Genomic DNA, 24,688 nt, shown 5'->3' with positions numbered 1-24,688 from the left:
GCACCATGGCGCAACTGTCGGACGATTGCTTTGCCTTCGGCGGACCGATGATGTCGGTCGACGAGGCCGTTGGTCTGATCACCACGCGCGTCAATGCGATCGCCGATATCGAGACCGTGGCAGTCATTGACGCCGACGGGCGCGTGCTCGCGCGCGATATCGCGGCGCCCCTGCCGCTGCCGCCCTTCACGAACTCCGCCGTCGACGGCTACGCCGTGCGCAATGCCGACCTTCCGGAAAGCGCGGAACGGGCATTCCCGCTCGACGGCCGCATCCAGGCAGGCGGCCTTGCACAGGCGCCGATCAAGGCCGGCCACACTGCGCGCATCTTCACGGGCGCGCCGATGCCGCCTGACGCCGAGACGGTCTTCATGCAGGAAGACGTCCGCCTCGATGAGGCCGGCAGAATCGTGCTGCCGCCGGGGCTGAAGCCCGGCGCGAATGTCCGCCCGGCGGGCGAGGACATTCCGCAAGGGCACGTCGCGCTGCGGGCCGGCCAGCGCTTGCTGCCGCAGCATGTCGCGCTTGCTGCAGCATTCGGCCTTGTCAGGCTCGACGTCGTCAGGCGCATCCGCGTCGCCGTGTTCTCGACCGGTGACGAGCTGGCTTCGCCCGGCGAGCCGCGCGCGGCGTCACAGCTGTTCGATTCCAACCGCTTCATGCTGATGGCGATGTTGCGCCGGCTCGGCTGCGAGGTCTCCGACCTCGGCATCTTGCGCGACGAGCGCAATGCGCTCGCGGATGGATTGAAGCAGGTTGCAGGCAGCCACGATCTGATCCTCACCACCGGCGGCGTCTCGACCGGCGAGGAGGACCACGTCAAGGCTGCAGTCGAGAGCATCGGCTCGCTGGTGCTGTGGCGGATGGCGATCAAGCCCGGCCGTCCCGTGGCGATGGGCATCATCGGCGGCACGCCGCTGATCGGCTTGCCCGGCAATCCCGTCGCCAGTTTCGTCACCTTCGTCCACGTGGTGCGGCCGACGGTGCTGGCGCTTGCGGGCAGTCTGCCGGAGCCGTTGTTGCCGATCCCGGTGCGCGCTGCGTTCACCTACAAGAAGAAGATCGGCCGCCGCGAATATGTTCGCAGCTCGTTGCGGCGCGGAGAGGACGGCGCGTTGGAAGCGGTCAAGTTTCCGCGCGAAGGCGCAGGCCTGTTGTCGTCGCTGGTCGAGACCGACGGCCTCATCGAACTCGGCGACGACATCACGCGTGTCGAGCCGGGACAGAGCGTAGGTTTCTTGTCCTATGCGGATTTGCTCTGAGGCCTCGCGTTGACGCCATCGCCTCACCCCGCCATGTTGCGCCCATGACCAGAACCACGCTCGATCTCACCGGGCTGAAATGCCCGCTGCCTGCCCTGAAGACGCGCAAGGCGCTCAAGCCGTTACAGCCGGGCGATCAGCTCGAAGTGCACTGCACCGATCCCTTGTCGGTGATTGACATTCCGAACCTGATCCGCGAGACGGGCGACACGGTGGAGATCACCGAGCGCAACGAGGCGCGCATCGTGTTCTTGATAGAAAAGATCAATGGTTCGATAGAGAAAACCAATGGTGCGCTGCGTTCGTAGTGCGCGGTCACTCTGCTGATACCTACCTTTTGTCTATCGACATCAATCGTTGCTTCTGCCCCAATTGACAACCTCTGTGCAGGCGCGGAGGTTGAGTCTTGTCTGCGATGCGCGGATGAACGGGGCAAACTCACGAAGCCTGCGCGGTGTATCGGCATAGAGCCCCGCTCAAGGGGTTAACGACTCGGATGCGCGTGACGATCCTGGCGCGCGTCAAATGATTGTTGCGGAGCAGCAGGGACCGTTGGCTGCGCCGCAACGGGCTGAGGACCAGGATTGCAGCGGCAGGCTTGCTCAGAAGGGCAACTGCAGGGGAGGAGTACATGGCAACAATCGAGAGCGCTGGAACACTTTCGGGTGCCGGCGCAGGTTTTCTGGATCGCGAGCGAACCATCGCGACCGCCGGCTTCAATCGCTGGCTGGTGCCGCCGGCTGCGCTGTGCATCCATCTCTGCATCGGCATGGCCTACGGCTTCTCGGTGTTCTGGCTGCCGCTGTCGCGCGCGATCGGGGTGACCGCGCCGAAGGCGTGCGCAGACATGTCGCTGTTTCAGGAGCTGTTCACGACCAGCTGCGACTGGAAGGTCGCCAGCATGGGGTGGATGTACACGCTCTTTTTTGTGCTGCTCGGTATCGCGGCCGCGGTTTGGGGCGGCTGGCTGGAGCGCGTCGGTCCGCGCAAGGCCGGGTTCGTCTCGGCCCTATGCTGGTGCGGCGGTCTCTTCCTCGGTGCGATCGGAGTCTACACCCATCAGCTCTGGCTGTTGTGGCTGGGCTCGGGCGTGATCGGCGGCGTCGGTCTCGGCCTTGGCTATATCTCGCCGGTGTCGACGCTGGTGAAGTGGTTCCCGGACCGCCGCGGCATGGCGACCGGCATGGCCATCATGGGCTTCGGCGGCGGCGCCATGATCGGCGCGCCGCTGGCAAACCTGTTGATGAACTACTTCAAGACCCCGACCTCGGTCGGCGTCTGGGAGACCTTCGTCGCGATGGGCGTCATCTACTTCGTGTTCATGATGATCGGCGCGTTCCGCTATCGCCTGCCGCCGCCCGGCTGGCAGCCCGAGGGCTGGACTCCGCCGGTCAAGGCCAACGCGATGATCTCGAAGAACAACGTGCACCTCAACGACGCGCACAAGACGCCGCAGTTCTGGCTGATCTGGTGGGTGCTGTGCTTGAACGTGTCGGCCGGCATCGGCGTGATCGGCATGGCCTCGCCGATGCTCCAGGAGATCTTCGCCGGCAAGCTGATCGGTCTGCCGGACGTGGGCTTCAACGCGCTCGATGCCGGGCAGAAGGCGCAGATCGCCGCGATCGCCGCGGGCTTCGCCGGATTGCTGTCGCTGTTCAACATCGGCGGCCGCTTCTTCTGGGCATCGCTGTCGGACAAGATCGGACGCAAGAACACCTATTACACGTTCTTCATCCTCGGCATCGTGCTCTACGCGCTGGCGCCGACGTTTGCGGCGATGGGCTCGAAGCTCCTGTTCGTACTCGGCTTCGGCATCATCCTGTCGATGTATGGCGGCGGGTTCGCCACCGTGCCGGCCTACCTTGCCGACATGTTCGGGACCCAGTTCGTCGGCGCCATCCACGGCCGGCTGCTGACGGCGTGGTCCACCGCGGGCATCATCGGTCCCGTCGTGGTGAACTACATCCGCGAGTTCCAGCTCGCGGCGGGCGTGCCGCGCGATCAGCTCTACAACACGACCATGTACATCCTGTGCGCGATGCTGATCGCGGGCCTGATCTGCAACTACCTGATCAAGCCGGTCGATTCGAAGTGGCACATGAAGGACGCCGACGTCGCCAAGCTGCAGGCGGCGAGCGCCAGCGCCGCTGCCGCGGGGCCGCATGGCTCCTACGGCATCGGGTTTGGCGGGCTTGACGTCAAGGCGGCGCTGTTCTGGGCCTTCGTCGGCGTTCCCCTGCTTTGGGGTGTCTGGAAGACGCTGGAGAGCGCGGTCAAGATCTTCTGATCGCCGTCGAGACTGCCGCGGGATGCTGATCATCGGCGTCCCGCGGCGTTCGCCTTTTAGACATCATCAAGAGTGGGACTTAGGGGGATTGAAATGGTTCGCACCCGAATTTGCCTTGTGGCTGTGTTGCTTGTCGCCGGCCTTCATGCCGCATCCGCGCAGACGACGCCGCCGGCGGCCTCTGCCGCAACGACCGAAGCCAAGCCGGGCAAGATCAAGCTCACCATGCAGAAGCTGAAGGACATGAAGGCCAAGTGGGCGGCCAACAAGCCGAAGCTCAAGGCCTGCCGCGCCGACGTGAAGTCCAAGGGCCTCGCCGGCGACGATCGCTGGTTCTACATCGAAGAGTGCATGAACAAGACGTGAGGTCGGGGGTCCGGCTGAGTTTGCGTAAGGAGGCGTGGCGGGGCAGCTGCCCGCCTCCTAAATGATTATAGAGACGTTCTAAATTTGCTTGGCGTCTGGTATACCAGAGGCTAGAGTTGCCTCGAATGAGGCTTGATCCGCGGGACGCGGCGACGCGGTTCCCAATCGTCAGGCCTGGAAATAAGGGCGGATCGCGATGGCGGTTCCACCTGAGTTCATCGCGCTTTTGAGGAGAACGCGACGTTTCCATGAGCAGCAACGACGACGTTCACAAGGTCAGGGAATTCGAGCATCCGGGCGAGGGGCGCCGACGCGCCAAGGCCACGCCCAAGGGGCGGCAGGTCAATCCCACCGCCGCGCACGAGATCGAGCAACTGCTCGGCGACAAGCCGCGGCGGCGCGATCTGCTGATCGAATATCTGCACCTGATCCAGGACAAATATCACCAGATATCGGCCGCGCATCTCGCCGCGCTTGCCGACGAGATGAAGCTCGCCTTCGCCGAGGTGTTCGAGACCGCGACCTTCTACGCGCATTTCGACGTGGTGAAGGAAGGCGAGCCTGATGTCGCGCCGCTGACGATTCGCGTCTGCGATTCACTGACCTGCGCGATGCTCGGCGGCGAGAAGCTGCTCGCGGATCTACAGAGCACATCGGGTCCCGGCATCCGCGTCGTCCGCGCGCCCTGCGTCGGCCGCTGCGATACCGCGCCGGCGGCTGAGGTCGGTCACAACTTCGTCGATCACGCGACCGTCGCCAATGTGATGGCGGCCGCGAAGGCCGGCGATACCCACGCGCATCTGCCGAAGTACGTTGACTACGACGCCTACATCGCCGGCGGCGGCTACAAGCTGCTCAATCGCGTGCGCTCGGGCGAATTGCCGAAGGACGATCTGCTGAAAGCGCTCGATGACGCCTCGCTGCGCGGTCTCGGCGGCGCCGGCTTCCCCACAGGACGGAAATGGCGCGCAGTGCTGGGCGAACCCGGCCCGCGGCTGATGGCGATCAATGGCGACGAGGGCGAGCCCGGCACGTTCAAGGACCGCGTCTATCTCGAAAGCGATCCGCATCGCTTCATCGAAGGCATGCTGCTCGGCGCGCATGTCGTGCAGGCCTCCGACGTCTACATCTATCTGCGCGACGAATATCCGGCTTCGCGCGAGATCCTCGAGCGCGAGATCGCAAAGCTTCCGCCGGGCGGTCCGACGCTGCACATGCGCCGCGGCGCCGGCGCCTATATCTGCGGCGAGGAATCCTCGCTGCTCGAAAGCATCGAGGGCAAGCGCGGTCTGCCCCGGCACAAGCCGCCTTATCCGTTCCAGGTCGGCCTGTTCGGCCTGCCGACCCTGATCAACAACATCGAGACGCTGTGGTGGGTGCGCGACATCGTCGAGAAGGGCGCGGACTGGTGGAAGGGCAACGGCCGCCATGAGCGTCACGGCCTGCGCAGCTTCTCGGTCTCGGGCCGCGTCAAGAACCCCGGCATGAAGCTGGCACCCGCCGGCATCACCGTGCGCGAATTGATCGACGAATATTGCGGCGGCATGGCCGACGGGCACCAGTTCTACGCGTACCTGCCGGGCGGCGCGTCGGGCGGCATCCTGCCGGCGTCCATGGACGACATCCCGCTCGATTTCGGCACGCTGGAGAAATACGGCTGCTTCATCGGCTCAGCCGCGATCGTGATCCTGTCGCAAAAGGACAGCGTGCGCGCGGCCGCGCTGAACCTCATGAAGTTCTTCGAGGACGAGAGCTGCGGCCAGTGCACGCCGTGCCGTGTCGGAACCCAGAAGGCGGCGCAGCTGATGCAGAAGCCGGTCTGGAACCGCGCACTTCTGGAAGAATTGAGCAAGGCGATGCGCGATGCATCGATCTGCGGGCTCGGACAGGCGGCATCGAATCCGTTGTCCACCGTGATCAAATATTTCCCTGACGAGTTCAAGGAAGCGGCCGAATGACCAAGATTACGTTCGAGCTCGACGGCAAGCAGGTCGAAGCCAAACCCGGCGAGACGATCTGGCAAGTTGCAAAACGCCAGGGCCGCGAGATTCCGCATCTGTGCTATTCGCCGGCGCCGGACTACCGCCCCGACGGCAATTGCCGCGCCTGCATGGTCGAGATCGAGGGCGAGCGCGTGCTCGCCGCGTCCTGCAAGCGCACCCCGTCGGTCGGCATGAAGGTGAAGACCGAATCCGCGCGTGCGGTGTCCGCGCAGAAGATGGTGATGGAGCTGCTCGTCGCCGACCAGCCGGCGCGCGAGACCTCGCACGATCCGGATTCGAAGTTCTGGCATTGGGCCGAGACCACAGGCGTCACCGAAAGCCGCTTCCCCGCCGCCGAGCGCTGGGCGACCGACGCCAGCCATCCGGCGATGCGCGTCAATCTCGACGCCTGCATCCAGTGCGGCCTCTGCGTGCGCGCCTGCCGCGAGGTCCAGGTCAACGACGTCATCGGCATGGCGTATCGCAGCCATGGTTCGAAGATCGTGTTCGACTTCGACGATCCCATGGGCGAGTCCACCTGCGTCGCCTGCGGCGAGTGCGTGCAGGCCTGCCCGACCGGCGCGCTGATGCCGGCCGTCATGCTCGACGAGAAGCAGACCCGTGTCGTCTATGCCGACAAGAAGGTGGATTCGCTCTGCCCGTTCTGCGGCGTCGGCTGCCAGGTGACCTACGAGGTCAAGGACGAGAAGGTGATCTACGCCGAGGGGCGCGACGGCCCGGCCAATCACAATCGTCTCTGCGTCAAGGGTCGCTTCGGCTTCGACTACATCCACCATCCGCATCGTCTGACCAAGCCGCTGGTGCGGCTGCCGAATGCGAAGAAGGATTCCAACGACCAGGTCGACCCGGCCAATCCCTTCACGCATTTCCGTGAAGCGAGCTGGGAAGAAGCGCTCGACATCGCAGCCAAGGGCCTCGTCAAGATCCGCGATGAGAAGGGCGTGAAGGCGCTGGCCGGCTTCGGCTCGGCCAAGGGCTCGAATGAAGAGGCCTATCTGTTCCAGAAACTGGTGCGCACCGGTTTCGGCTCCAACAATGTCGACCACTGCACGCGGCTCTGCCACGCCTCGTCGGTGGCGGCGCTGTTCGAAGGCCTGAGCTCGGGCGCGGTGTCGGCGCCGTTCTCGGCTGCGATGGATGCCGAAGTCATCATCGTGATCGGCGCCAATCCAACCGTAAACCATCCGGTCGCCGCGACCTTCATCAAGAACGCGGTCAAGCAGAATGGCGCCAAGCTGTTCGTGATGGATCCGCGCCGGCAGTCGCTGTCGCGCCACGCGACCAAGCATCTGCAATTCAAGCCGGGCTCCGACGTCGCCATGCTGAACGCGATGATCAACACGATCATCACCGAAGGCCTGACCGACGACCAGTATATCGCCGGCTACACCGAGGGATTTGAGGACCTCAAGGAGAAGATCAAGGAATTCACGCCGGAGAAGATGGAGGCGATCTGCGGCATCCCGGCGCAAACGCTGCGCGAGGTTGCGCGCACCTATGCGCGGGCAAAGTCGTCGATCATCTTCTGGGGCATGGGCATCAGCCAGCACGTCCACGGTACCGACAATGCGCGCTGCCTGATCGCGCTGGCGCTGATCACCGGCCAGGTCGGCCGTCCCGGCACCGGTCTGCATCCGCTGCGCGGCCAGAACAACGTGCAGGGCGCCTCCGACGCCGGCCTGATCCCGATGTTCCTGCCGGACTATCAGCCGGTCAGCCGCGACGATCTGCGCGGCAATTTCGAAAAACTGTGGCACCAGGATCTCGATCCGGTCCGCGGTCTGACCGTGGTCGAGATCATGAACGCGATCCATGCCGGCGAGATCACGGGCATGTATATCGAGGGCGAGAATCCCGCGATGTCCGATCCCGATCTCCAGCATGCGCGCCAGGCGTTGGCCATGCTCGATCATCTCGTCGTGCAGGATCTCTTCGTCACCGAAACCGCGTTCCACGCCGACGTCATCCTGCCGGCTTCGGCCTTTGCGGAGAAGGAAGGTTCCTTCACCAACACCGATCGCCGCGTGCAGCTCGCGCGCCAGGTGATCAAGCCGCCGGGCGATGCGCGGCAGGATCTCTGGATCATCCAGGAGATCGGCAAGCGGATGGGCCTGCCCTGGAATTATTCCGGCCCCGGCGACGTCTACACCGAGATGGCGGAGTTGATGCCGTCGCTCAAGAACATCAGCTGGGAGCGGCTGGTGCGGGAAGGTGCCGTGACCTATCCGGCCGACGATCCGAACAAGCCCGGCAACGAGATCATCTTCACCACGGGCTTCCCGACCGCGAGCGGCCGCGGCAAGATCGTGCCGGCCCATATCATCCCGCCGGATGAGCTGCCCGACGCCGAATATCCGATGGTGCTCTCAACCGGCCGCGTGCTCGAGCATTGGCACACCGGCTCGATGACCCGACGCGCGCAGGTGCTCGACCAGATCGAGCCGGAGGCGGTCGCGTTCATGTCGCCGAAGGACATGCACCGGAAGAAGCTCGCGCCCGGCGATTTCATCCGGCTGGAGACCCGCCGCGGTGCGGTCGAGGTCAAGGTCCGCTCAGATCGCGACGTGCCCGAGAACATGGTGTTCATGCCGTTCTGCTACGCGGAGGCGGCGGCCAACCTGTTGACAAACCCGGCGCTTGATCCCTTCGGCAAGATCCCGGAATTCAAGTTCTGCGCGGCCAGGGCCGAGCGCGCGGAGATGCGGGACGCGGCGGAGTAGGAAGGCCTCGTGGTTGCTGCCACAGGGCTTTGCCACACAACGCGCCGTTATGCCCCGCCTGGTGCGCAATTGCGCACGGGGGCGGGGCATCCAGTATGCCGCGGCCTATCGGTTCAATCACAACTGTCTCGGAGTACTGGATCGCCCGGTCAAGCCGGGCGGTGACAGTGATTGTGTGGTGCCGGCTTGCCCCACACCGCTTCGCGCCTCGCAATGACGGTGGTAGACATCGTGCATGTCCAAAGTCACTCCCACCACGCGCGCGCTCACGGCCGCCGGTGTTGCCTTCACCGTGCACACCTACGACTACGATCCTGACGCCGAGAGCATCGGGCTCCAGGCGGCGTCGGCTCTCGGTGAAGATCCGGCGCGCGTGCTGAAGACGCTGATGGCGCTGGTGGACGGCAAGCCGATCTGCGTCGTCGTCCCGTCCGACCAGGAAGTCTCCATGAAGAAGCTCGCCGCTGCCGCGAGCGGCAAGTCGGCGCAGATGATGAAGCCGCCCGAGGCCGAACGCGTCACCGGCTACAAGGTCGGTGGCATCAGCCCGTTCGGCCAGCGCAAACCGGTGCGCACCGTGATCGAGCAGAGCGCGCTCGCGCATGATCAGGTCTATCTCAATGGCGGCCAGCGCGGCTTGCAGGTTCGGCTGAAGCCGGGCGACGTGCGCGATGTCCTGAAGGCGGTCGTCGCGGATGTGGTCGCGTGAGCGCCGCGCCCTACTGCTTCTGCAGCAGCTTGAGCCGGCAGCGCAGTGCCTCGCGGATATGCGCCCGCGCAAGCTGCTCGGCCTTGTCGCCATCGCGCGCGGCGATGGCCTCGATGATGGCCTGGTGCTCGCCGTGGCTGGTCGAGGGACGGCCCGTCACCGTGAATGTGGTCGGGCCCAGCAGCGCGATCCAGTCCTGCAATTCGCGCGAGGCGTTGTCGAGATAGCGGTTGCGCGCGGCGCGGCAGATGGCTTCGTGGAAGGCGCGGTTGAGCCGCGCCATCTCGGCAGCGTCTGACGCGGATGCCTCGACAAAGGCCTGCTCGATGTCTCGGAGTGCGTCGACCTCGGGAGTGGAGGCGTGCTCGGCGGCCAGGCGCGCTGCAGCACCTTCCATGATCTCGCGCATGGCGTAGAGCTCGAGCACCTCGGAAATGTCGAGATCGCGCACGATCAGCCCGCGCCCGCCGGCGGGTTCGACGAAACCGCGGGCCGCGAGACGGCCAAGCGCCTCACGGACCGGCGTGCGGCTGACCTTGAGCCGCTGCGCGACCTCTTCCTCGCGCAGCCGGTCGCCGGCGCGGTAACTGCCGGCCTGAAGCGCCTCGCACAGCGAGCGGAACACGGCTTCGCCCAGTGCCACGCCGCCGCCGCGTGCGATCGATCCGCCTGTCTTTGCCGCGCGCTTGGCCATGTTTCCTCACGGCGCATCCTGCCCATGCAGAGATGCCACTTGCAGCGCCGATGTATATCTTTGTATACAAAGGTACGCAATGGTTGCCTGGGTCGATCGGGGTCCTCGGCGGCAGAATGTCTCTAACTTCGTCGCATCGGGCAGACGGGATGAGCAGAAAATACGACGTGCTGGTGATCGGCGGCGGCAATGCCGCACTGTGCGCAGCGATCTCGGCGCGCCGCGGCGGTGCTTCGGTGCTCGTGCTGGAGGGCGCGCCAAAATTCTATCGCGGCGGCAACACCCGCCACACCCGCAACATGCGCTGCGCCCATGACGCCGCCACCGAAATCCTCACCGGCCCCTACACCGAGGAGGAGTTCTGGGAGGATCTGCTGCGCGTCACCGGCGGGCAGACCGACGAGGTGCTCGCGCGGCACATGATCCGGGAGTCCAAGGACATCCTGAACTGGATCGTGGAGCAGGGCGTGCGCTGGCAGCCCTCGCTCGGCGGCACGCTGAGCCTTGGCCGCACCAACTCGTTCTTTCTCGGCGGCGGCCGCGCGATGTTGAACGCGCTCTACCTGACCGCCGAGCGGCTCGGCGTCGATGTCGAGTACGACGCCGAGGTCACCGATCTCGTGATCGAGGACGGCATGTTCCTCGCCGCGCGCCTCAAGCGGCCGATCAAGGGCGAGAGCGAGATCCGCGCGACGTCGCTGGTCGCCGCTGCCGGCGGGTTCGAGGCCAACATCGAATGGCTGAAGCAATATTGGGGCGAGGCCGCCGACAATTTCCTGATCCGCGGCACGCCCTATAACCGCGGCTCGATCCTGAAGATGCTGCTCGACAAGGGCGTGCAGGAGGTCGGCGATCCCACCCAGTGCCATGCGGTCGCGATCGACGCCCGCGCGCCGAAGTTCGACGGCGGCATCATCACACGCCACGACTCCGTCGTGTTCGGCATCGTCGTCAACAAGCACGCCCAGCGATTCTACGACGAGGGCGAGGACATCTGGCCGAAGCGCTACGCGATCTGGGGGCGGCTGGTCGCGGCGCAACCCGACCAGATCGCCTACATCATCTTCGATTCGACCGTCGTCACCAGCTTCATGCCGACGCTGTTCCCACCGATCGCCGGGCAGACGGTCGCCGAGCTGGCCGGCAAGCTCGAGCTAGATCCGGCTGCGCTGGAGAAGACCATCACCGAGTTCAACGCGGCCGTGCGGCCCGGCACGTTCGACCACACCATCCTGGACGACTGCGTGACTGAAGGCATCACGCCGCCGAAGACGCATTGGGCGCGCAAAATCGAGACGCCGCCTTATCTCGCCTATCCGGTGCGGCCCGGCATCACCTTCACCTATCTCGGCACGCGCGTGAACAAGGAGGCGCGGATGCTGATGGCCGATGGCAAGCCGTCCGCCAACATGTTCGCGGCCGGCGAGATCATGGCCGGCAACGTGCTCGGCAAGGGCTACGCGGCCGGTATGGGCATGACCATCGGCAGCGTATTCGGGCGGATCGCAGGACGGGAAGCGGCGAAACATGCACGGAACTAGAATTCTGGACGAAGCCGACCGTCTGATGACGGTCTGCAATTCCTGCCGCTACTGCGAGGGTCTTTGCGCGGTATTCCCCGCCATGGAGATGCGGCGCGCCTTCTCCGATGGAGATCTCAACTATCTCGCAAACCTCTGCCATTCCTGCGGCGCCTGCTACGTCGACTGCCAGTTCTCGCCGCCGCACGAGTTCAACGTCAACGTTCCGAAGACGCTTGCGGTTGCGCGCGCCGAGTCCTATGCGGCCTATGCCTGGCCAGGGGCGCTGTCCGGCGCCTTCGCCCGCAACGGGCTCGTCATCAGCGTCATCGCCGCGCTCAGCATGGCTGCCTTTATCCTCGGCTTTGCCGCCCTCAACGACCACAGCGTGCTGTTCGGCGTGCACACCGGCCCAGGCGCGTTCTACAAGCTGATGCCGCACAATGCGATGGCCGCATTGTTCAGTGCCGCATTCCTCTACGCGATCCTCGCGCTGGTCATGAGCGTGCGTGCCTTCTGGCGCGATATCGGTACGCCGATCGGCGGCCGCGCCGACGGCGGCTCGATCTTCCAGGCGATCCGCGATGCCGGCGAGCTGCGCTATCTCCACGGCGGCGGCGTCGGCTGCTACAACGAGGACGACAAGCCGACCGACCGGCGCAAGCTTTTCCATCACCTGACGTTCTACGGTTTTCTGCTGTGCTTCGCCGCAACGTCGGTGGCGACGCTCTATCACTACCTCTGGGGCCGCGAGGCGCCGTATCCATGGTGGGATCTGCCCGTGGTGCTGGGGACACTCGGCGGCATCGGTCTCATCGTCGGTCCGATCGGCCTGCTCGTTGCGAAAACGCGGCGTGCACCGGAACTGCTCGACGAGCAGCGCTACGGCATGGACGTCGGCTTCATCGCCATGCTGTTCCTGACCGGCTTCACCGGCATGGCGCTGCTGGTCCTGCGCGAGACCGCCGCCATGGGGCCGCTGCTGGCCCTGCATCTTGGCGCAGTGTTCGCGCTGTTCATCACCATGCCCTATGGCAAGTTCGTGCACGGCATCTATCGCTTCGTGGCGCTGGTGCGTTATGCGCAGGAGCGGCGCAGCGAGGCCGGCTCTTGAGGGGCGTGCGGGGCTGACGTATGTCTTCCTGGCTCGCGCACAACGCGAATCGCTTGGGGAGCCCGCGCTCATGTATATGTTTCTGCCATTCTTGCTGGCGCTCGCGGGCTGCGCGAGTGTCTGGCGTTCGCGCGCGGGACTGAGCTATGCGCTCTGGAGCGCAACAATCGTCGTCACCGTCGCATGGTTCTTCCACCATGCGACCGATCCGCTGAAATTCTCGTTCTGACGGTGTCGAGATGAGCACTGCAGAGATGAGCGAGCAACGGCCGGTCGGTGCGATCCTGAACATGCTTGGGCTGCTCGGGATCTCGTTGATCCTGACGGTCGCGTTCACCTATCAGCTTGCGCTCGGCGAGCTGCCCTGTCCGCTTTGCCTGTTGCAAAGGGCCGGGTTCATCGCGATCGGCATGGGGTTTTTGTTCAACCTGCGCCTCGGTGAGCGTCCATCGCACTATGCGATGATTCTCGTTTCCAGCCTCGTCACCGGCTTCGTCTCGATGCGGCAGGTATCTCTGCATCTTGCGCCCGGCGATCCCGGATACGGCTCGGCGCTGTTTGGGCTGCATTTCTACACCTGGGCGCTGATCGCGGCGATCGGGATCGTGTGCTATGTCGCACTTGTCTTCGTCCTGACGGATCTGAGCGGAAAGCGAGAAGGGGACGCGCCTTTGAACGGTGCGACATCGAATACAGTCTTCGCGATCTTCGCGTTGCTGGTCGCCGCAAATCTGCTGTCCACCGTGCTCGAGTGCGGCGCGGGTCAGTGCGACGATAACCCGGTTCGCTATCTCCTGCTCAAGTGATTGGATTGAAGCGGCCGTCGTGCAGGAACGCGATCGTCTGCTCGATCGCGACGGCATTTCGTGGAAGTCCGGTGTGCGATGCCTTGACGACGATGTGGTCGGTCATGTCGGCCAATTTCGCGCTTTCGACTGAAACCCGTCCGTCATTGGGCCGCGGCAGGACAAAGGCCGAGGCGATTGGCGCGATGGTGCGGCATCCCGCGATGACGCCGATCGCATAATCGGGCGGCGGCAGGGCGGCGAGCACAGGGGGCTGGGCTGTCGAAAGCTGCGAGCCGGCCGGACCGAACACAGCGCGATAGAGCGAGAGGTCCTTCAGGAGATCGGCGACTTCGCTGCCGGCGTTGGGTGTGCCCAGCATCACGACACGGCCCAGCCGCACCGGACGATATCTCGCGATGTAGATCCGGGCGAGCAACCCGCCCATGGAATGGGCGACGAAGTGGATTGCGCCGTCGCATTGCTCTGCAAACGCGGCGACCGGCGCGTGGATGTCTTCCGCAAGCGCCTCGAGCGGCTTCTTGCGGCTGGGGTAGTCGAGATTGAGCGTGGCGAAGCCGTGACGCTGCAACGCTCGATCCAGCTTCTTCAGCGTCCAGGCACCGACGCCGATGCCGTGAAGCAGAACCACGCCGTCGCACCGCGCATCAGGCGGTGCGACGCACGTGGGCTGGATCTCACGCAACCTCTCGCTCCGGCGAGGAGGCCTGTTCGCGGGCCATCGTCGTTGCCGTGACATAGTCGGTCTTGCCGGTGCCGAGCAGCGGCACCTTGTCGACCACCATGATCGCCGCGGGCACGGTGAGCTCGGACGCGCCGATTGCCTTGGCCTGGCCCTGCATCGCGCTGCGCTCGGCGGTCTTCTCCGTCGTCAGCAGCACGATGCGCTCGCCCTTGCGCTGGTCGGGGATCGACACGGCAACCGAGGCCGCCTGCGGCCACAGCGCCGTCGCGATGCTCTCGACCGCAGACAGCGAGACCATTTCGCCCGCGATCTTGGCGAAGCGCTTGGCGCGGCCCTTGATGGTGATGAAGCCGGCCGGGTCGATCGCCACGATGTCGCCGGTGTCGTGCCAGCCCTCGGCGAGCGGTTCGAGCACGCCGGGATTTTCGGCCCGCAAGTATCCGAGCATCACGTTCGGCCCGCGTACCGACAGGCGTCCGCCTTCCTCGATGCCGGGGACCGGATCGAGGCGGCTTTCCATCAGCGGTGAGAGGCGGCCGACGGTGCCGGGACGGTTGGCCATCGGCGTGTTCATCGCCAGCACCGGCGCGGTCTCGGTGACGCCGTAGCCTTCCAGGATGCGGATGCCGTAGCGCTCCATGAACACCTGCCGCGTGCGGTCCTTGACCGCCTCCGCGCCGGCGATCACCAGGCGCAGCGTACGGAAATCGTAGGCATGCGCTGAGCGGGCATAGCCGGTGAGGAACGTGTCGGTGCCGAACAGGATGGTGGCTCCGGTCTGGTAGATCAGCTCCGGCACGATGCGGTAGTGCAGCGGCGAGGGATACATGTAGATCGGAATGCCCGCGAGCAGCGGCATCATCATTCCGCCGGTCAGCCCGAAGGAGTGGAACACCGGCAGCACGTTGAACACCTTGTCGTTGGCGTTGGCATCGACCCGGGCCAGCGCCTGCGCCGCATTCGCAAGGATATTGCGATGGGACAGCACGACGCCCTTGGGCGTGCCTTCCGAGCCCGAGGTGAACAGCACGACAGCCGGATCGTTGGCCTCGCGGGCGACGCGCGGCGCAGTGCCCGCGAGCAGCCCCTTGATCTTGTCGGCCGTACCGATCGTGGCGCGGACATCCTCGAGATAGACGACGCGGGCTTCCGCGGAGATCGCTGCCATCAGCTTGTCGAGCTTGCCCTTCTCGATAAAGGCCTTCGACGTCAGCACGGTCTTGACCTGCGCGGCCTTCATGGCGGCGAGGACGTTGACCGGGCCGGCCGAGAAATTGAGCATGGCCGGCACCCGGCCGATGCTTTGCAGCGCCATGAAGACGACGGCGACGCCCGCGGAATTCGGCAACAGCACGCCGACGTTTTCGCCGGCCACCGTACCGGTCTCGAGCTTGCGGCTCAAGACCTGCGCGCCGAGGATCAGCTTGCGATAGGTCAGCTTGGTGCCGAGCGCGTCCTCGATGATGACCTTGCCGGTGTCGCGGTCACGATAGGCATGTCCGAGCGCTTCGAACAGCGTGTGGTCAAGCATGGCGTTCTTCACCATGGCGTCGATCATCACGTCCTGGAGCGCGGCGCCGGCGGCATTGCGGCGTGCCTTGCCCTTCAGCGCCGGATCGACCGGAAGCTTGACCGGCGGCAGGATCGTGACCGTCACCCGCGGAAACCAAGAGCGCTTGATCTGGCTCGAGTTGAGATAGCTGAGATGCGAGCGCTGCGCGCCCTCGATACGGACAGGCACGACCACCGCATCGGCCTTGTCCGCGATCATCGCGGTGCCGTCATAGACCTTCATCAGCGAGCCGGAGACGGTGATGCGTCCTTCCGGGAAGATCACGACCGGTTCGCCGGCGGCGACGAGCTTGATCAGGTCGCGCGCAGCCAACGGCTTGGTCGGGTCCATGGTGTAGTGCTTGACGACGCGCAGGAACGGCTTGGCCCACCAGGCCTTGGAGATGCCGGTATCGACCGCGAAGCTCGCATCGATCGGCAGCACGGCGTGCAGCAGCGGGCCATCGATCAGGCTGACATGGTTGGGCGCGATCAGCATGCGCGTGCCCGGAGGCGGCAGGTTTTCGAGCCCACGAATCTCGGTGCGGAACAGCGCGCGGAACAGCAGCCCGCCGAAGTCGCGCACGCCTTCCTTGCCCCACTTGGTGAGCACGAACCACACCGCGCCGAAGCTGGCGACGCCAAGGCCGAAGAAGATCCAGCCGACGTGCAATCCGCCCGCCTGCAACAGCGCGACAAACAGCGAGCCGACCACCATGAAGGCCGCCTGCAGCACGTTGCCGGCGGCGATGATGCGGGCGCGCTCGGACGGTGCCGACCAGGCCTGCACGGCAGCAAAGGACGGAACGACGAACAGGCCACCGCCGAATGCGAAGGCGACGAAGTCGATCAGCATGCGCAGGCCGGCGAACGAGGTTGCGAAGTCGACCGCGGCGATGTCCTGCCCCTTGGCGGTCACTCCGATCGCCCAGGCGAGATCGAGGCCGGCAAACCCCATGATGATGGCGCCGATCGGCACCAGCGCGAGGTTCGGGCGGACGTGGCTCAGGCTGGCCGCGAACAGCGAGCCGATGGCGATGCCGATCGCGAAGGTCGCAAGACACAGCGTCACCACGCCTTCGGTGCCACCGACGACCTCCTTGACCAGCGCCGGCAGCAGCGACAGCACGATGGCGCCGACCAGCCAGAACCACGAGACGATCACGGTGCCGTCCCACAGCCGCTTGTCCGCGTAGAGTGTCTTCAACAGGCCGAGCGTCGAGGTCCAGGGATTGGCGTTGACGGGCAAGTCGGGGGCCGACGGCGTGGTCTGCGGAATGCGGGAGGCGAAGGCCCAGGACAGCAAGGCCAGCACGACCACGGCCGATGCAACCCAGCCCATATGTGCGGAGCCGGCCACGAACTGGCCGCCGGCGACGGTGCCGAGCAGGATGGCCATGAACGTCGCGCCTTCGACCAGCGCGTTGCCGGTTGCGAGCTCACCGAGTTCGAGCTGGTCCGGCAGCATGGCGTATTTCACCGGGCCGAACAGGGCGGCGATGGTGCCGAACAGCGCGAGCGCCGTGAACAGCAGCGGCACCGAGTGCAGGAAGAAGCCGGCGGCGGCAAAGCCTGCGGCGAAGATCTCGACGAATTTGAGCCGCCGCGCGACGACGGATTTGACGTACTTGTCGGCGAGCTGGCCGCCGAGCCCCGACAGGATGAAATAGGGGAAGATGAAGACGGCGCCTGCGACCGTCACCAGCGCGTCGCCGTGACCGGTCGCGGCACTGTAGAGCAGGATGATGACGAGTGCGTTCTTGAGCACGTTGTCATTGAGCGCCGAGAAAAATTGCGCCCAGAACAGCGGCGCGAAGCGGCGTGACGACATCAATTCCCTGATCATGACAAGTCCTGTTTTGGGAAGGCAGCCCGAGATTGTTGCGTTGTCGGTGAGGCGTCACGACCGGAAGCTTACGGAACGAACGATGGCTGGATGACGACGGTCGCCGGCCTGCTCTGTCCCCTCGACCCTTCCGATCCTGTTGGTCTCCAAATGGTCTCGTTAGGTTCGCAAATATCTGGTCGCAGCCGTGGTTCGGACGGATCGGCCGCGCTTTTCCGGATAGCGCGCGGAGCGATGAGGAAATGTTGAACCGCATCGCCAAAGGCCGCGACATCGGCTGCGAATGTCGGGACATGGTAAGTCCTTCCTTGCAACCGGGTCTTGCATTCGAGCCGACCGGAACGTTCCGGGTGCGCTCGCCTCAGGTGAGATGAGCGAGGTGGCGAAAGGGCGAGAGGCGGCCGAGCAGGCTGAACCGGCGGCCCGCGTGACGGCTACGGGCGCGGCTCGCCCGCCACATCCGAAAGGTCGCGCGGCGCTCGGTGAGCACGCCGGCAATGTCGCAGGCATTTGCGATGCGATCGATCGGTCGCATCGCAAACTTGAGGACGGCCCGGCCAAGGCCGGCCACGAGAGCCGCAGCGTCGTCGACGAAGGTGGAGGCGATATCAACAGCGAGGGTTTGCATTTTGCAGATCTCCGGGTTAATTTGAACAATGTTCACATGAGTAGCCTGAAAATGAACAATGTTCAAGAAGAATCGCCACGCGACCAGAAAAAAAATCGGCGGAGGCTCCTGATCCTGGAGATCGCCCGCGGCATTATTGCAGCTAAGGGGCTGAGATCATTGAAGGTTCGTGACGTTGCGGAGGCCGCCAATTGCTCGGTGGGCAGCGTCTATAACGAGTTCGGCGACTTCGACGGGGTGATCCTGACGGTCAATCGGGAGACGGTTCAGGCGCTCACGGTGCGGCTCGGCGAGGTCCCAGCGGACGATCCCGTTCGCCAGCTCTACGGGCTGGCCGCGACTTATCTCGAATTCTTCGCCGAGCACGCAAACCTGTTGCGCTCGCTGTTCGAGCATCGGATGGAGGACGACCGTCCTTATCCCGACGACATCCTTCAGATGGTGATGGACGCTTTCGCGCTGATGCATCCACCCCTGGTGCGGCTGCTACCGGATGCGGACGACGTGAGGATCGCGCTGCTGTCGCGCACGCTGTTTTCCGCGGTGCACGGAATCATCTCGCTCGGCCTCGAGGAGCGCATGGTGGCGGTGCCGCCGCAGATGCTGCGCCAGCAGGTCGAGCAATTCGTCGATACGCATCTCGCCGGCCTCGGGATCGTGCCGGTCGGCGCGCGGTCGCCTTGAGGAGATCAAGCGGCTACCACGCGTATCGCAGGCTCGCGGTGCCGGAATAAGTGGTGCTGCGCGCCGCGAACTCGCCGTCGAACTTCGCCGACAGGGCAACGCCGTTCGAGAACTTCAGCTCGGCACCGGCAGATGCGAGCGCGGTGTTCTTGGCCGGCGTCGCGCCATTGACGATGAAGCTCGCGCCGGGCAGCACCTGGAATGCGGCGACGAGCGTCGGATCGCTCACCCAATCATGGGCCCAGGCCGCGCGGCCACGCAACGTGAGGACCGAATTCGGCGTGACCAGCGTCGCGCGATCGAAGCGCGCGCCGAGCTCGCTCCGTGTGTCGGAGGCCGTGCGTCCCCGATAGGTCAGGCCAAAGCCGCTGCCGGCCAGATCGGCCTCGGTATAGGTCGGTGTGCGAAAAGCCTGCGCCTGCGCCGCCACGTATGGCGTGAAGCCGCCAATCGGCGTGGCGAAGCGATAGCCGCCCTCGATGCGGCCTCCGACGGTTTGCGCGTCGAATTTGGCGGTGAGCTGGTTGCCGAACGGTGCGAGCCGGTCTGTCGACATCCAATGATTGGCCACGGCGAGAGAGGCGGCTAAATAGGCCGGCCCCGCACGCACGGCGGTGTAGACGCCGGCCTGGATTGCATCGCTCTTGCCGCCGCCGATCGCCTGCGCGAGGTCCCATTTGGTGCCGCCGCCCGACAGCGCGAAGCCGACCAGCGCATCGCGGCTGAAATGATAATCGGCGCCGGCCGCGACGCCGCCGGTGCGCGCGCCGAGGTCGTGACTGCCGATCACGACGGGGTCGCCGCTGGTGCGGTTGGTACCGCCGAACGCGGTGCCCCAGGCCGTCCAGCGCTCCGCAAAGGCCGGCGCTTTCGTGGCCGGCGTCCCCAGCATCTTGTTGTAGGCGAGGGCGATATCGTCCGGGAGCGCGGCGCGTTCGGGGCTGAAGCCGAATGCCGTGCGACCCGCGTCGACGATGCCACCGCCGCGTCCACCCACGAACGGATCGAGCATCAAGCCGAGGAACTGGCTTGTGAACTGGAAGGCGCCGTGCTGGGCGCCGGTCGCGGCTTCACCCGAAAGCTGGTCCAGATTGTAACGGAGCTGTGCGTCGCTCTGGCCTGCGAAGGAGGAGAGGAAAGGCAGGTTGGGGCCGAACGCGCTCAAGGCGCCGGCCACGGCCTTCTGGTTCTGCGTTTGGGCGAGGGAGAGGAATGCGGCGTTGTTGTAGTTGAGCGTCAGGAAGACGCTGAACCCGTCATAGCTGAGGGAGGAAGCGAAGAGCTGCGGATTGTATCCGCTGACAGTCACGCCCGAGAAGTTGCCGGTGACGCCAGTCGTCGTGCTCAGGATGGTATATTGCGTCGAGGGATTGTAGGCGCCCGCAAGCGTGGTGATGGCGACGGTGCCGCCGGTCAGCGTCGCGCTCATGGCGGCAATCTTGTCTGATTGTCCGGCCGCGTTGACCGAGATCGCGTATGTCGACCCTGACTGGAAGGCCGCATTGGTGTTGACGACGAGTTGACCGAGATTGCCGGGCGCGACCGTGCCGCCCGACACCACTGTGAGCGATCCGATCATGCCGCTGCCACTGAGCGTGCCGCCGGTCACGACCGTCGCGATGTTGGCCATCGTGCCGTTGACGATGAGGGTGCCGGCCTGGATGGCCATGGTGGCCGCGTCCATCGTGATGCCCGTCAGCGTCCAGGTCGAACTACCGGTCTTTTCCAGCACTTCGAAGTCCTTGAACTGGCCGGCCGCGCCGAATGTGCTGAGGTCGAACGCCGCGTTGGCGGTCCCGCCCAGGCGCAACGTGTCCAGTCCGTTGGCGCCCATGACCCAGCCTGTGATGTTCGATCCCGCGCGCAGCTCGAAGACGTCGTTCCCATTCTTGAGATCGACTGCGATGCTGACGCCACTGCTGGTGATCGTGCCCGAATTGATGATGATGTCCTGACTGTTCGAGCCGAGGATTGCAGTGCCCGAAGCGTTCGATATGGTGCCGGCATTGTTGATGGTGTTGCCGTCCGCCGCGCCGTTGAAATCGATGGCTGCGGGGCCGTTGCCTTGGACAAGGCCGCTCGACAGGATGTTCAGCTGATTGCCTGCCGAACCGCCGAAGATGCCGATGCCGGCGGTTCCGGCAGCGCCGCTTCCAACCGTACCCCCGATCACGACGATGTTGTTGTTCGAACCGATGAGGCCAAGCGCCGTCGTCCCGACGGTCGGCGATCCGACTGCAGCACCAGCATCCACCGTGATTGTATTGTTGCTGCCGCCTAACACGTCGATGCCGTCGCTGTTGGCTGGCGCGACCGACGCATTGCCGAAAATCTTGATCGCGCTGTTCGAAGCCGCGTCAAAGACAATGCCGGCAAAGACGGGGTCGTTCAGGGATGTCGGGCTGCCGTCGCCGACGTTGACGGTGACCCCGCTGACCCCCGACGCCGTTCTGACCAGCGTATTGCTCAACCCGGTGCAGGTAATTGAATCGCCGGACTGGAGTGCTATCTGCGAGCCGGCTCCGCTGATCACACATGCCGCTTCTGCCGGTGTCATGAGCCAAGGCAGCGCGCTACCTGCGGCAACGGCGCCGATCGCGGTGCTCAAGAGAAACGCATGCCGCCGACACGTCTTCGCGCGACGGATCTGGGGCGGGGGCAACAAACCATTCCAAGGCACCTGCAAACTCCTCTTTCGGCACGGTCCGGGCGAGATTCGGGCCGCAACGTTGGCTGGTGCCATGCTTAGCGGGGGAGGTTCCGGCCATCGTGGATCAGCGCGCAAGGCGATGTGGCGGAAAGCGAAAGGCGCAGTTTTTTGGGGCAATGTGGCCGCGGCGTCACACAGCTTCGCCGCCGCGACGCCGTTGGACGATGTCCGCAATCGGATGCCGGGTTGAAAGAGCGCCGGCGCCTATCAGCCTCGCGCTGCGACGGCCTCACGCGGACGGGCTGCGACGACGACGACGTCCGGTCTGCCGTTGTCGACCTGTACCCGGTTGCGCCCCTTTTCCTTGGCGCGGTAGCAGGCGGCATCCGCGCGCCGCATGGCGTCCTCGATCGTGGTGTTGCCGTCCGCGAAACAGGCGACGCCGATGCTGGCGGTCACTGCAAAGCAACGATCGTCCCAGGCGAAGCTGAACAGCTCGAGCGATCTGCGCAGGCGTTCGGCGATATCGACCGTGGTCGAGAGCGAGCATTGCGGCAGGATCAGGCCGAATTCGTCGCCGCCGAGCCGGGCCACCAGATCATGCGGCCCACGGTCCTGTTGCAGCAGGCGCGAGACCTGGCAGAGCAGGCGGTCGCCGGCGAGGTGGCCGCAGGTGTCGTTGACACTTTTGAACTGGTCGAGGTCGAGCAGGATCAGGCCCAGCGAACCCGCCGCGGTGGTGTCCAGCACGCTTTGCAGGCGCGCCTCGAAGGCGCGGCGGTTGGACAGGCCGGTCAACCAGTCGTGCGATGCCTGCCATGCCAAGCGCTCCTTCTCGGCATGCAACGCATCCTCGAACGCCTGTCGTTGCAGCATCAAGCGCCGCGTGTGCCAGATCAGGAGCAGGATCAGCGTCGCGGCCACCGCGATGTTGATGCATGTCAGCGTTACCTTGATGGCGCGGGAGCCTTCGCCGAGGACGGTCGAGAACCGCTTTGCATGCGCCGTGAACTGCGTGTTGAGCTCCGAGAGCCGCGACGACAGCAGCCGCAGGCGGTCGCGGTCCTCAATGGGTCCGTGCGCCAGCTCGGACCGGATGACCTCGCCGAACACGCTGAGCTCCAGCAGCATGGGATCGGTGGCCGCCCACTCGTGGATCGCTTCCTGGAGGAAGCTGACGCGGCTGAAATAGCGGAACAGCCAGATCAATCCCGGAACGTCATCGGGATGGTTGCCGCCTTGCAGAAATCCGACGCGGGCGGCCTCGACGTCGACCGGATCGCGCTCGAGTGCCCACCGCGCGAACTCATCGCCGATGGGAACGGCAAGGGACGCCTGGTAGTGGGCGAACTGGCTCGGTTCGCCTGAATGCAGATAGAGATTGAGGAAATAGACGGCGTTCTTCTGTGACCGCGACCACATCGCTTCGCCCGCGACATAGGCGCGTACCGATGATATCACCTCGAGGCTGAATCCCGCGATCGTTGCCTGGAGCACGACGACCATCACGAATGGCGAGACAAGTTTGATGACGTGAAGGAAACTGCGTTCCTTCGCCGACGTCGCTGTTCTGCGAAACACCCTGCATTCCCCAAATCGATCAACGACCCCACCGGAGCGTCGCGCCTGCAACGCCAAGTAGAGGGGAAAGTTGCTTAACTCGACCCCAAAGACGCCGGCGACTGCACTGCAGGGTGAAAGCGTCGTGAAGCGGATGCCCGCAGATCGTTGTAAATGCCGACGAACCGGAACCGATGCGGTCGTGGCGAACCAATGCCTCGCATTCGTCCTGCGCGGTTTACCTGATCGAGAGAGTTTGGCCCGGCGTTAGACCAGCACCGGCTTGCGCACCCGGCCGGCGTCGCCGAACACGCGCAAATAGCGTTCGATCTCGGAGGGCATGCCGGTCGCCTTCTCCGGATTGTCCGAGAGCTTGACGGCCGGGCGGCCGTCAACCGACGACACCTTGCAGACCAGCGAGATGGGATCGAGATTGAACGAGCCGTCCGGCGGGCAGCCGACGAAATCATTGGTGAGGTTGGTGCCCCAGCCGAAAGAGAGCCGCGAGCGACCGGAGAAGTGGTGATAGGTCTCCTCGATCGAACCGACATCCATTGCATCGGAGAAGACGAGCAGCTTGTCCTTGGGGTTGCGGCCCTTCTTTTCCCACCAGGCGATGATCTCCTCGCCGGCCTGGATCGGTGGCGCGCTGTCGGGGCGGAAGCCGGTCCAGTCGGCGACCCATTCCGGCGCATCGCGCAGGAAGGATTTGGTGCCGAAGGCGTCGGGCAGCGCGATCAGGAGATTGCCGCCATAGGTCTGGCGCCATTGGTCGAGAATGCGATAGGGCGCCCAGCGCAACTCCTCGTCGTCCTTGGCAAGCGCAGCCGCGACCATCGGCAGCTCATGCGCATTGGTGCCGATGGCTTCGAGATCATTGTCCATCGCCAGCAGCACGTTGGAGGTGCCGATGAAGGAGGGGCCCAGGCCTTCCTTCACCGCCTCGACGCACCAGCGCTGCCAGAGGAAGCCGTGGCGACGGCGGGTGCCGAAGTCGGAGAGTCGCAAATTCTCGAGCTGGCGCAGCCGCTCGACCTTGGTCCACAGCTTGGCCTTGGCGCGGGCATAGAGCACGTCGAGCTCGAAGCGGCCGCGGCCCTTCATTGCGGCGCGCGACCGCAACTCGTTGAGGATGGCGAGCGCCGGAATTTCCCACATCGTGGTGTGGGTCCAGGGCCCGTGGAAATGCAGCTCGTACTGGCCCTCGACCTTGCGCAGCTCGTATTCAGGCAGTCGGAATTCGGCCAGCCAGCGGATGAAGTCTGCCGAGAACATGTGGGTCTTGCCGTAGAAGGTGTTACCGGCAAGCCAGATCAGCTCTTTCTTGGCGAAGCGGATGGTGCGGGCGTGGTCGAGCTGGGCGCGCAGCTCGCCCTCGTCGATGATCTCGGCCAGCCGCACATGGCGCGAGCGATTGATGACCGAGAAGGTCACCTGCTGATCCGGATAGTCTTCCCGAATCATCTGTAACATCAATAACTTGTAGAAGTCGGTATCCAGCAGGCTGCGGATGATGGGGTCCAGCCGCCAGCTATGATTGTAGGTCCGGCTCGCAATATCGGTCACTGTCATGGCCGAATTCTAGCGTGGCGGCCCTCGCGCA

Annotated in this window: 20 protein-coding genes; 13 read left to right on the top strand and 7 right to left on the bottom strand. The window is 64.9% G+C overall.

Translation table 11 applies throughout. The features are described from left to right. Positions 1 to 5 precede the first annotated feature (5 nt). The 7 genes from BJ6T_RS36275 (at position 6) to ybaK (ending at position 9,347) form a co-directional block, all read left to right on the top strand. Positions 6 to 1,262 carry a molybdopterin molybdotransferase MoeA gene (locus tag BJ6T_RS36275; RefSeq protein WP_014497570.1) on the top strand — a complete coding sequence of 419 codons (1,257 nt, stop codon included), beginning with the start codon at positions 6 to 8 and terminating at the stop codon, positions 1,260 to 1,262. A 44-nt stretch (positions 1,263 to 1,306) separates the two neighbouring features. After that, positions 1,307 to 1,570: a sulfurtransferase TusA family protein gene (locus BJ6T_RS36270; RefSeq protein ID WP_014497569.1), complete on the top strand. Its 264-nt coding sequence runs from the start codon at positions 1,307 to 1,309 to the stop codon at positions 1,568 to 1,570. 323 nt (positions 1,571 to 1,893) lie between these two features. Further along, the gene (locus tag BJ6T_RS36265; protein ID WP_014497568.1) at positions 1,894 to 3,549 is read left to right on the top strand and encodes an OFA family MFS transporter; all 1,656 of its coding nucleotides are present in this window, start codon (positions 1,894 to 1,896) and stop codon (positions 3,547 to 3,549) included. A 93-nt stretch (positions 3,550 to 3,642) separates the two neighbouring features. Beyond that, positions 3,643 to 3,915 carry a hypothetical protein gene (locus tag BJ6T_RS36260; RefSeq protein ID WP_014497567.1) on the top strand — a complete coding sequence of 91 codons (273 nt, stop codon included), beginning with the start codon at positions 3,643 to 3,645 and terminating at the stop codon, positions 3,913 to 3,915. A 248-nt stretch (positions 3,916 to 4,163) separates the two neighbouring features. Further along, the gene (locus BJ6T_RS36255; RefSeq protein ID WP_014497566.1) at positions 4,164 to 5,873 is read left to right on the top strand and encodes an NADH-ubiquinone oxidoreductase-F iron-sulfur binding region domain-containing protein; all 1,710 of its coding nucleotides are present in this window, start codon (positions 4,164 to 4,166) and stop codon (positions 5,871 to 5,873) included. Beyond that, on the top strand, positions 5,870 to 8,638 hold the full coding sequence (gene fdhF / locus BJ6T_RS36250; RefSeq protein ID WP_014497565.1) for a formate dehydrogenase subunit alpha: 2,769 nt from the start codon (positions 5,870 to 5,872) through the stop codon (positions 8,636 to 8,638). The genes BJ6T_RS36255 and fdhF overlap by 4 nt, the downstream gene beginning before the upstream one ends. A gap of 235 nt (positions 8,639 to 8,873) precedes the next feature. Next, complete coding sequence (ybaK, locus tag BJ6T_RS36245; protein ID WP_014497564.1) at positions 8,874 to 9,347, top strand: Cys-tRNA(Pro) deacylase; 474 nt, start codon at positions 8,874 to 8,876, stop codon at positions 9,345 to 9,347. 10 nt (positions 9,348 to 9,357) lie between these two features. On the opposite strand, the gene BJ6T_RS36240 is transcribed toward ybaK, so the two are convergent. Beyond that, on the bottom strand, positions 9,358 to 10,041 hold the full coding sequence (locus tag BJ6T_RS36240) for a GntR family transcriptional regulator (RefSeq protein ID WP_014497563.1): 684 nt from the start codon (positions 10,039 to 10,041) through the stop codon (positions 9,358 to 9,360). A 149-nt stretch (positions 10,042 to 10,190) separates the two neighbouring features. Here BJ6T_RS36240 and tcuA point away from each other — a divergent pair, with 149 nt between their 5' ends. From tcuA to BJ6T_RS36220, 4 genes are all read left to right on the top strand, one after another. Next, positions 10,191 to 11,582: an FAD-dependent tricarballylate dehydrogenase TcuA gene (gene tcuA / locus BJ6T_RS36235; RefSeq protein WP_014497562.1), complete on the top strand. Its 1,392-nt coding sequence runs from the start codon at positions 10,191 to 10,193 to the stop codon at positions 11,580 to 11,582. After that, on the top strand, positions 11,569 to 12,675 hold the full coding sequence (tcuB, locus tag BJ6T_RS36230; protein ID WP_014497561.1) for a tricarballylate utilization 4Fe-4S protein TcuB: 1,107 nt from the start codon (positions 11,569 to 11,571) through the stop codon (positions 12,673 to 12,675). Before tcuA ends, tcuB begins: the two co-directional genes overlap by 14 nt. Before the next feature lie 70 nt (positions 12,676 to 12,745). Then, positions 12,746 to 12,904 (top strand): DUF5993 family protein, encoded by a 159-nt coding sequence (locus BJ6T_RS47685; RefSeq protein ID WP_014497560.1) that lies wholly within the window; start codon positions 12,746 to 12,748, stop codon positions 12,902 to 12,904. A 10-nt stretch (positions 12,905 to 12,914) separates the two neighbouring features. Further along, a complete protein-coding gene (locus BJ6T_RS36220) occupies positions 12,915 to 13,481 on the top strand; it encodes a disulfide bond formation protein B (RefSeq protein WP_014497559.1) in 567 nt (188 codons plus the stop codon). On the opposite strand, the gene BJ6T_RS36215 is transcribed toward BJ6T_RS36220, so the two are convergent. The 3 genes from BJ6T_RS36215 to BJ6T_RS49465 form a co-directional block, all read right to left on the bottom strand. After that, the gene (locus BJ6T_RS36215; RefSeq protein ID WP_014497558.1) at positions 13,474 to 14,166 is read right to left on the bottom strand and encodes an esterase/lipase family protein; all 693 of its coding nucleotides are present in this window, start codon (positions 14,164 to 14,166) and stop codon (positions 13,474 to 13,476) included. The genes BJ6T_RS36220 and BJ6T_RS36215 overlap by 8 nt on opposite strands. Further along, on the bottom strand, positions 14,159 to 17,563 hold the full coding sequence (locus BJ6T_RS36210) for an acyl-[ACP]--phospholipid O-acyltransferase (RefSeq protein WP_014497557.1): 3,405 nt from the start codon (positions 17,561 to 17,563) through the stop codon (positions 14,159 to 14,161). Before BJ6T_RS36210 ends, BJ6T_RS36215 begins: the two co-directional genes overlap by 8 nt. A gap of 361 nt (positions 17,564 to 17,924) precedes the next feature. After that, complete coding sequence (locus BJ6T_RS49465; protein ID WP_028170063.1) at positions 17,925 to 18,191, bottom strand: hypothetical protein; 267 nt, start codon at positions 18,189 to 18,191, stop codon at positions 17,925 to 17,927. A 51-nt stretch (positions 18,192 to 18,242) separates the two neighbouring features. Here BJ6T_RS49465 and BJ6T_RS47675 point away from each other — a divergent pair, with 51 nt between their 5' ends. Then, positions 18,243 to 18,875: a TetR/AcrR family transcriptional regulator gene (locus BJ6T_RS47675; RefSeq protein ID WP_028170064.1), complete on the top strand. Its 633-nt coding sequence runs from the start codon at positions 18,243 to 18,245 to the stop codon at positions 18,873 to 18,875. A gap of 13 nt (positions 18,876 to 18,888) precedes the next feature. Here BJ6T_RS47675 and BJ6T_RS36195 read toward each other — a convergent pair whose 3' ends face one another. Next, a complete protein-coding gene (locus BJ6T_RS36195) occupies positions 18,889 to 21,129 on the bottom strand; it encodes an autotransporter outer membrane beta-barrel domain-containing protein (protein ID WP_240537928.1) in 2,241 nt (746 codons plus the stop codon). 34 nt (positions 21,130 to 21,163) lie between these two features. Here BJ6T_RS36195 and BJ6T_RS48715 point away from each other — a divergent pair, with 34 nt between their 5' ends. Continuing rightward, the gene (locus BJ6T_RS48715; RefSeq protein ID WP_225895024.1) at positions 21,164 to 21,775 is read left to right on the top strand and encodes a hypothetical protein; all 612 of its coding nucleotides are present in this window, start codon (positions 21,164 to 21,166) and stop codon (positions 21,773 to 21,775) included. A gap of 17 nt (positions 21,776 to 21,792) precedes the next feature. On the opposite strand, the gene BJ6T_RS36190 is transcribed toward BJ6T_RS48715, so the two are convergent. Then, positions 21,793 to 23,106: a GGDEF domain-containing protein gene (locus BJ6T_RS36190; protein ID WP_028170065.1), complete on the bottom strand. Its 1,314-nt coding sequence runs from the start codon at positions 23,104 to 23,106 to the stop codon at positions 21,793 to 21,795. Positions 23,107 to 23,352: 246 nt separating this feature from the next. Continuing rightward, positions 23,353 to 24,657 carry a nicotinate phosphoribosyltransferase gene (pncB, locus tag BJ6T_RS36185; protein ID WP_014497553.1) on the bottom strand — a complete coding sequence of 435 codons (1,305 nt, stop codon included), beginning with the start codon at positions 24,655 to 24,657 and terminating at the stop codon, positions 23,353 to 23,355. Positions 24,658 to 24,688 lie beyond the last annotated feature (31 nt).

Origin of the sequence: Bradyrhizobium japonicum USDA 6 (genome assembly GCF_000284375.1) — a bacterium.
GTDB classification, from domain to species: Bacteria; Pseudomonadota; Alphaproteobacteria; order Rhizobiales; family Xanthobacteraceae; genus Bradyrhizobium; species Bradyrhizobium japonicum.
This window is presented reverse-complemented; position numbering and strand designations above follow the sequence as displayed.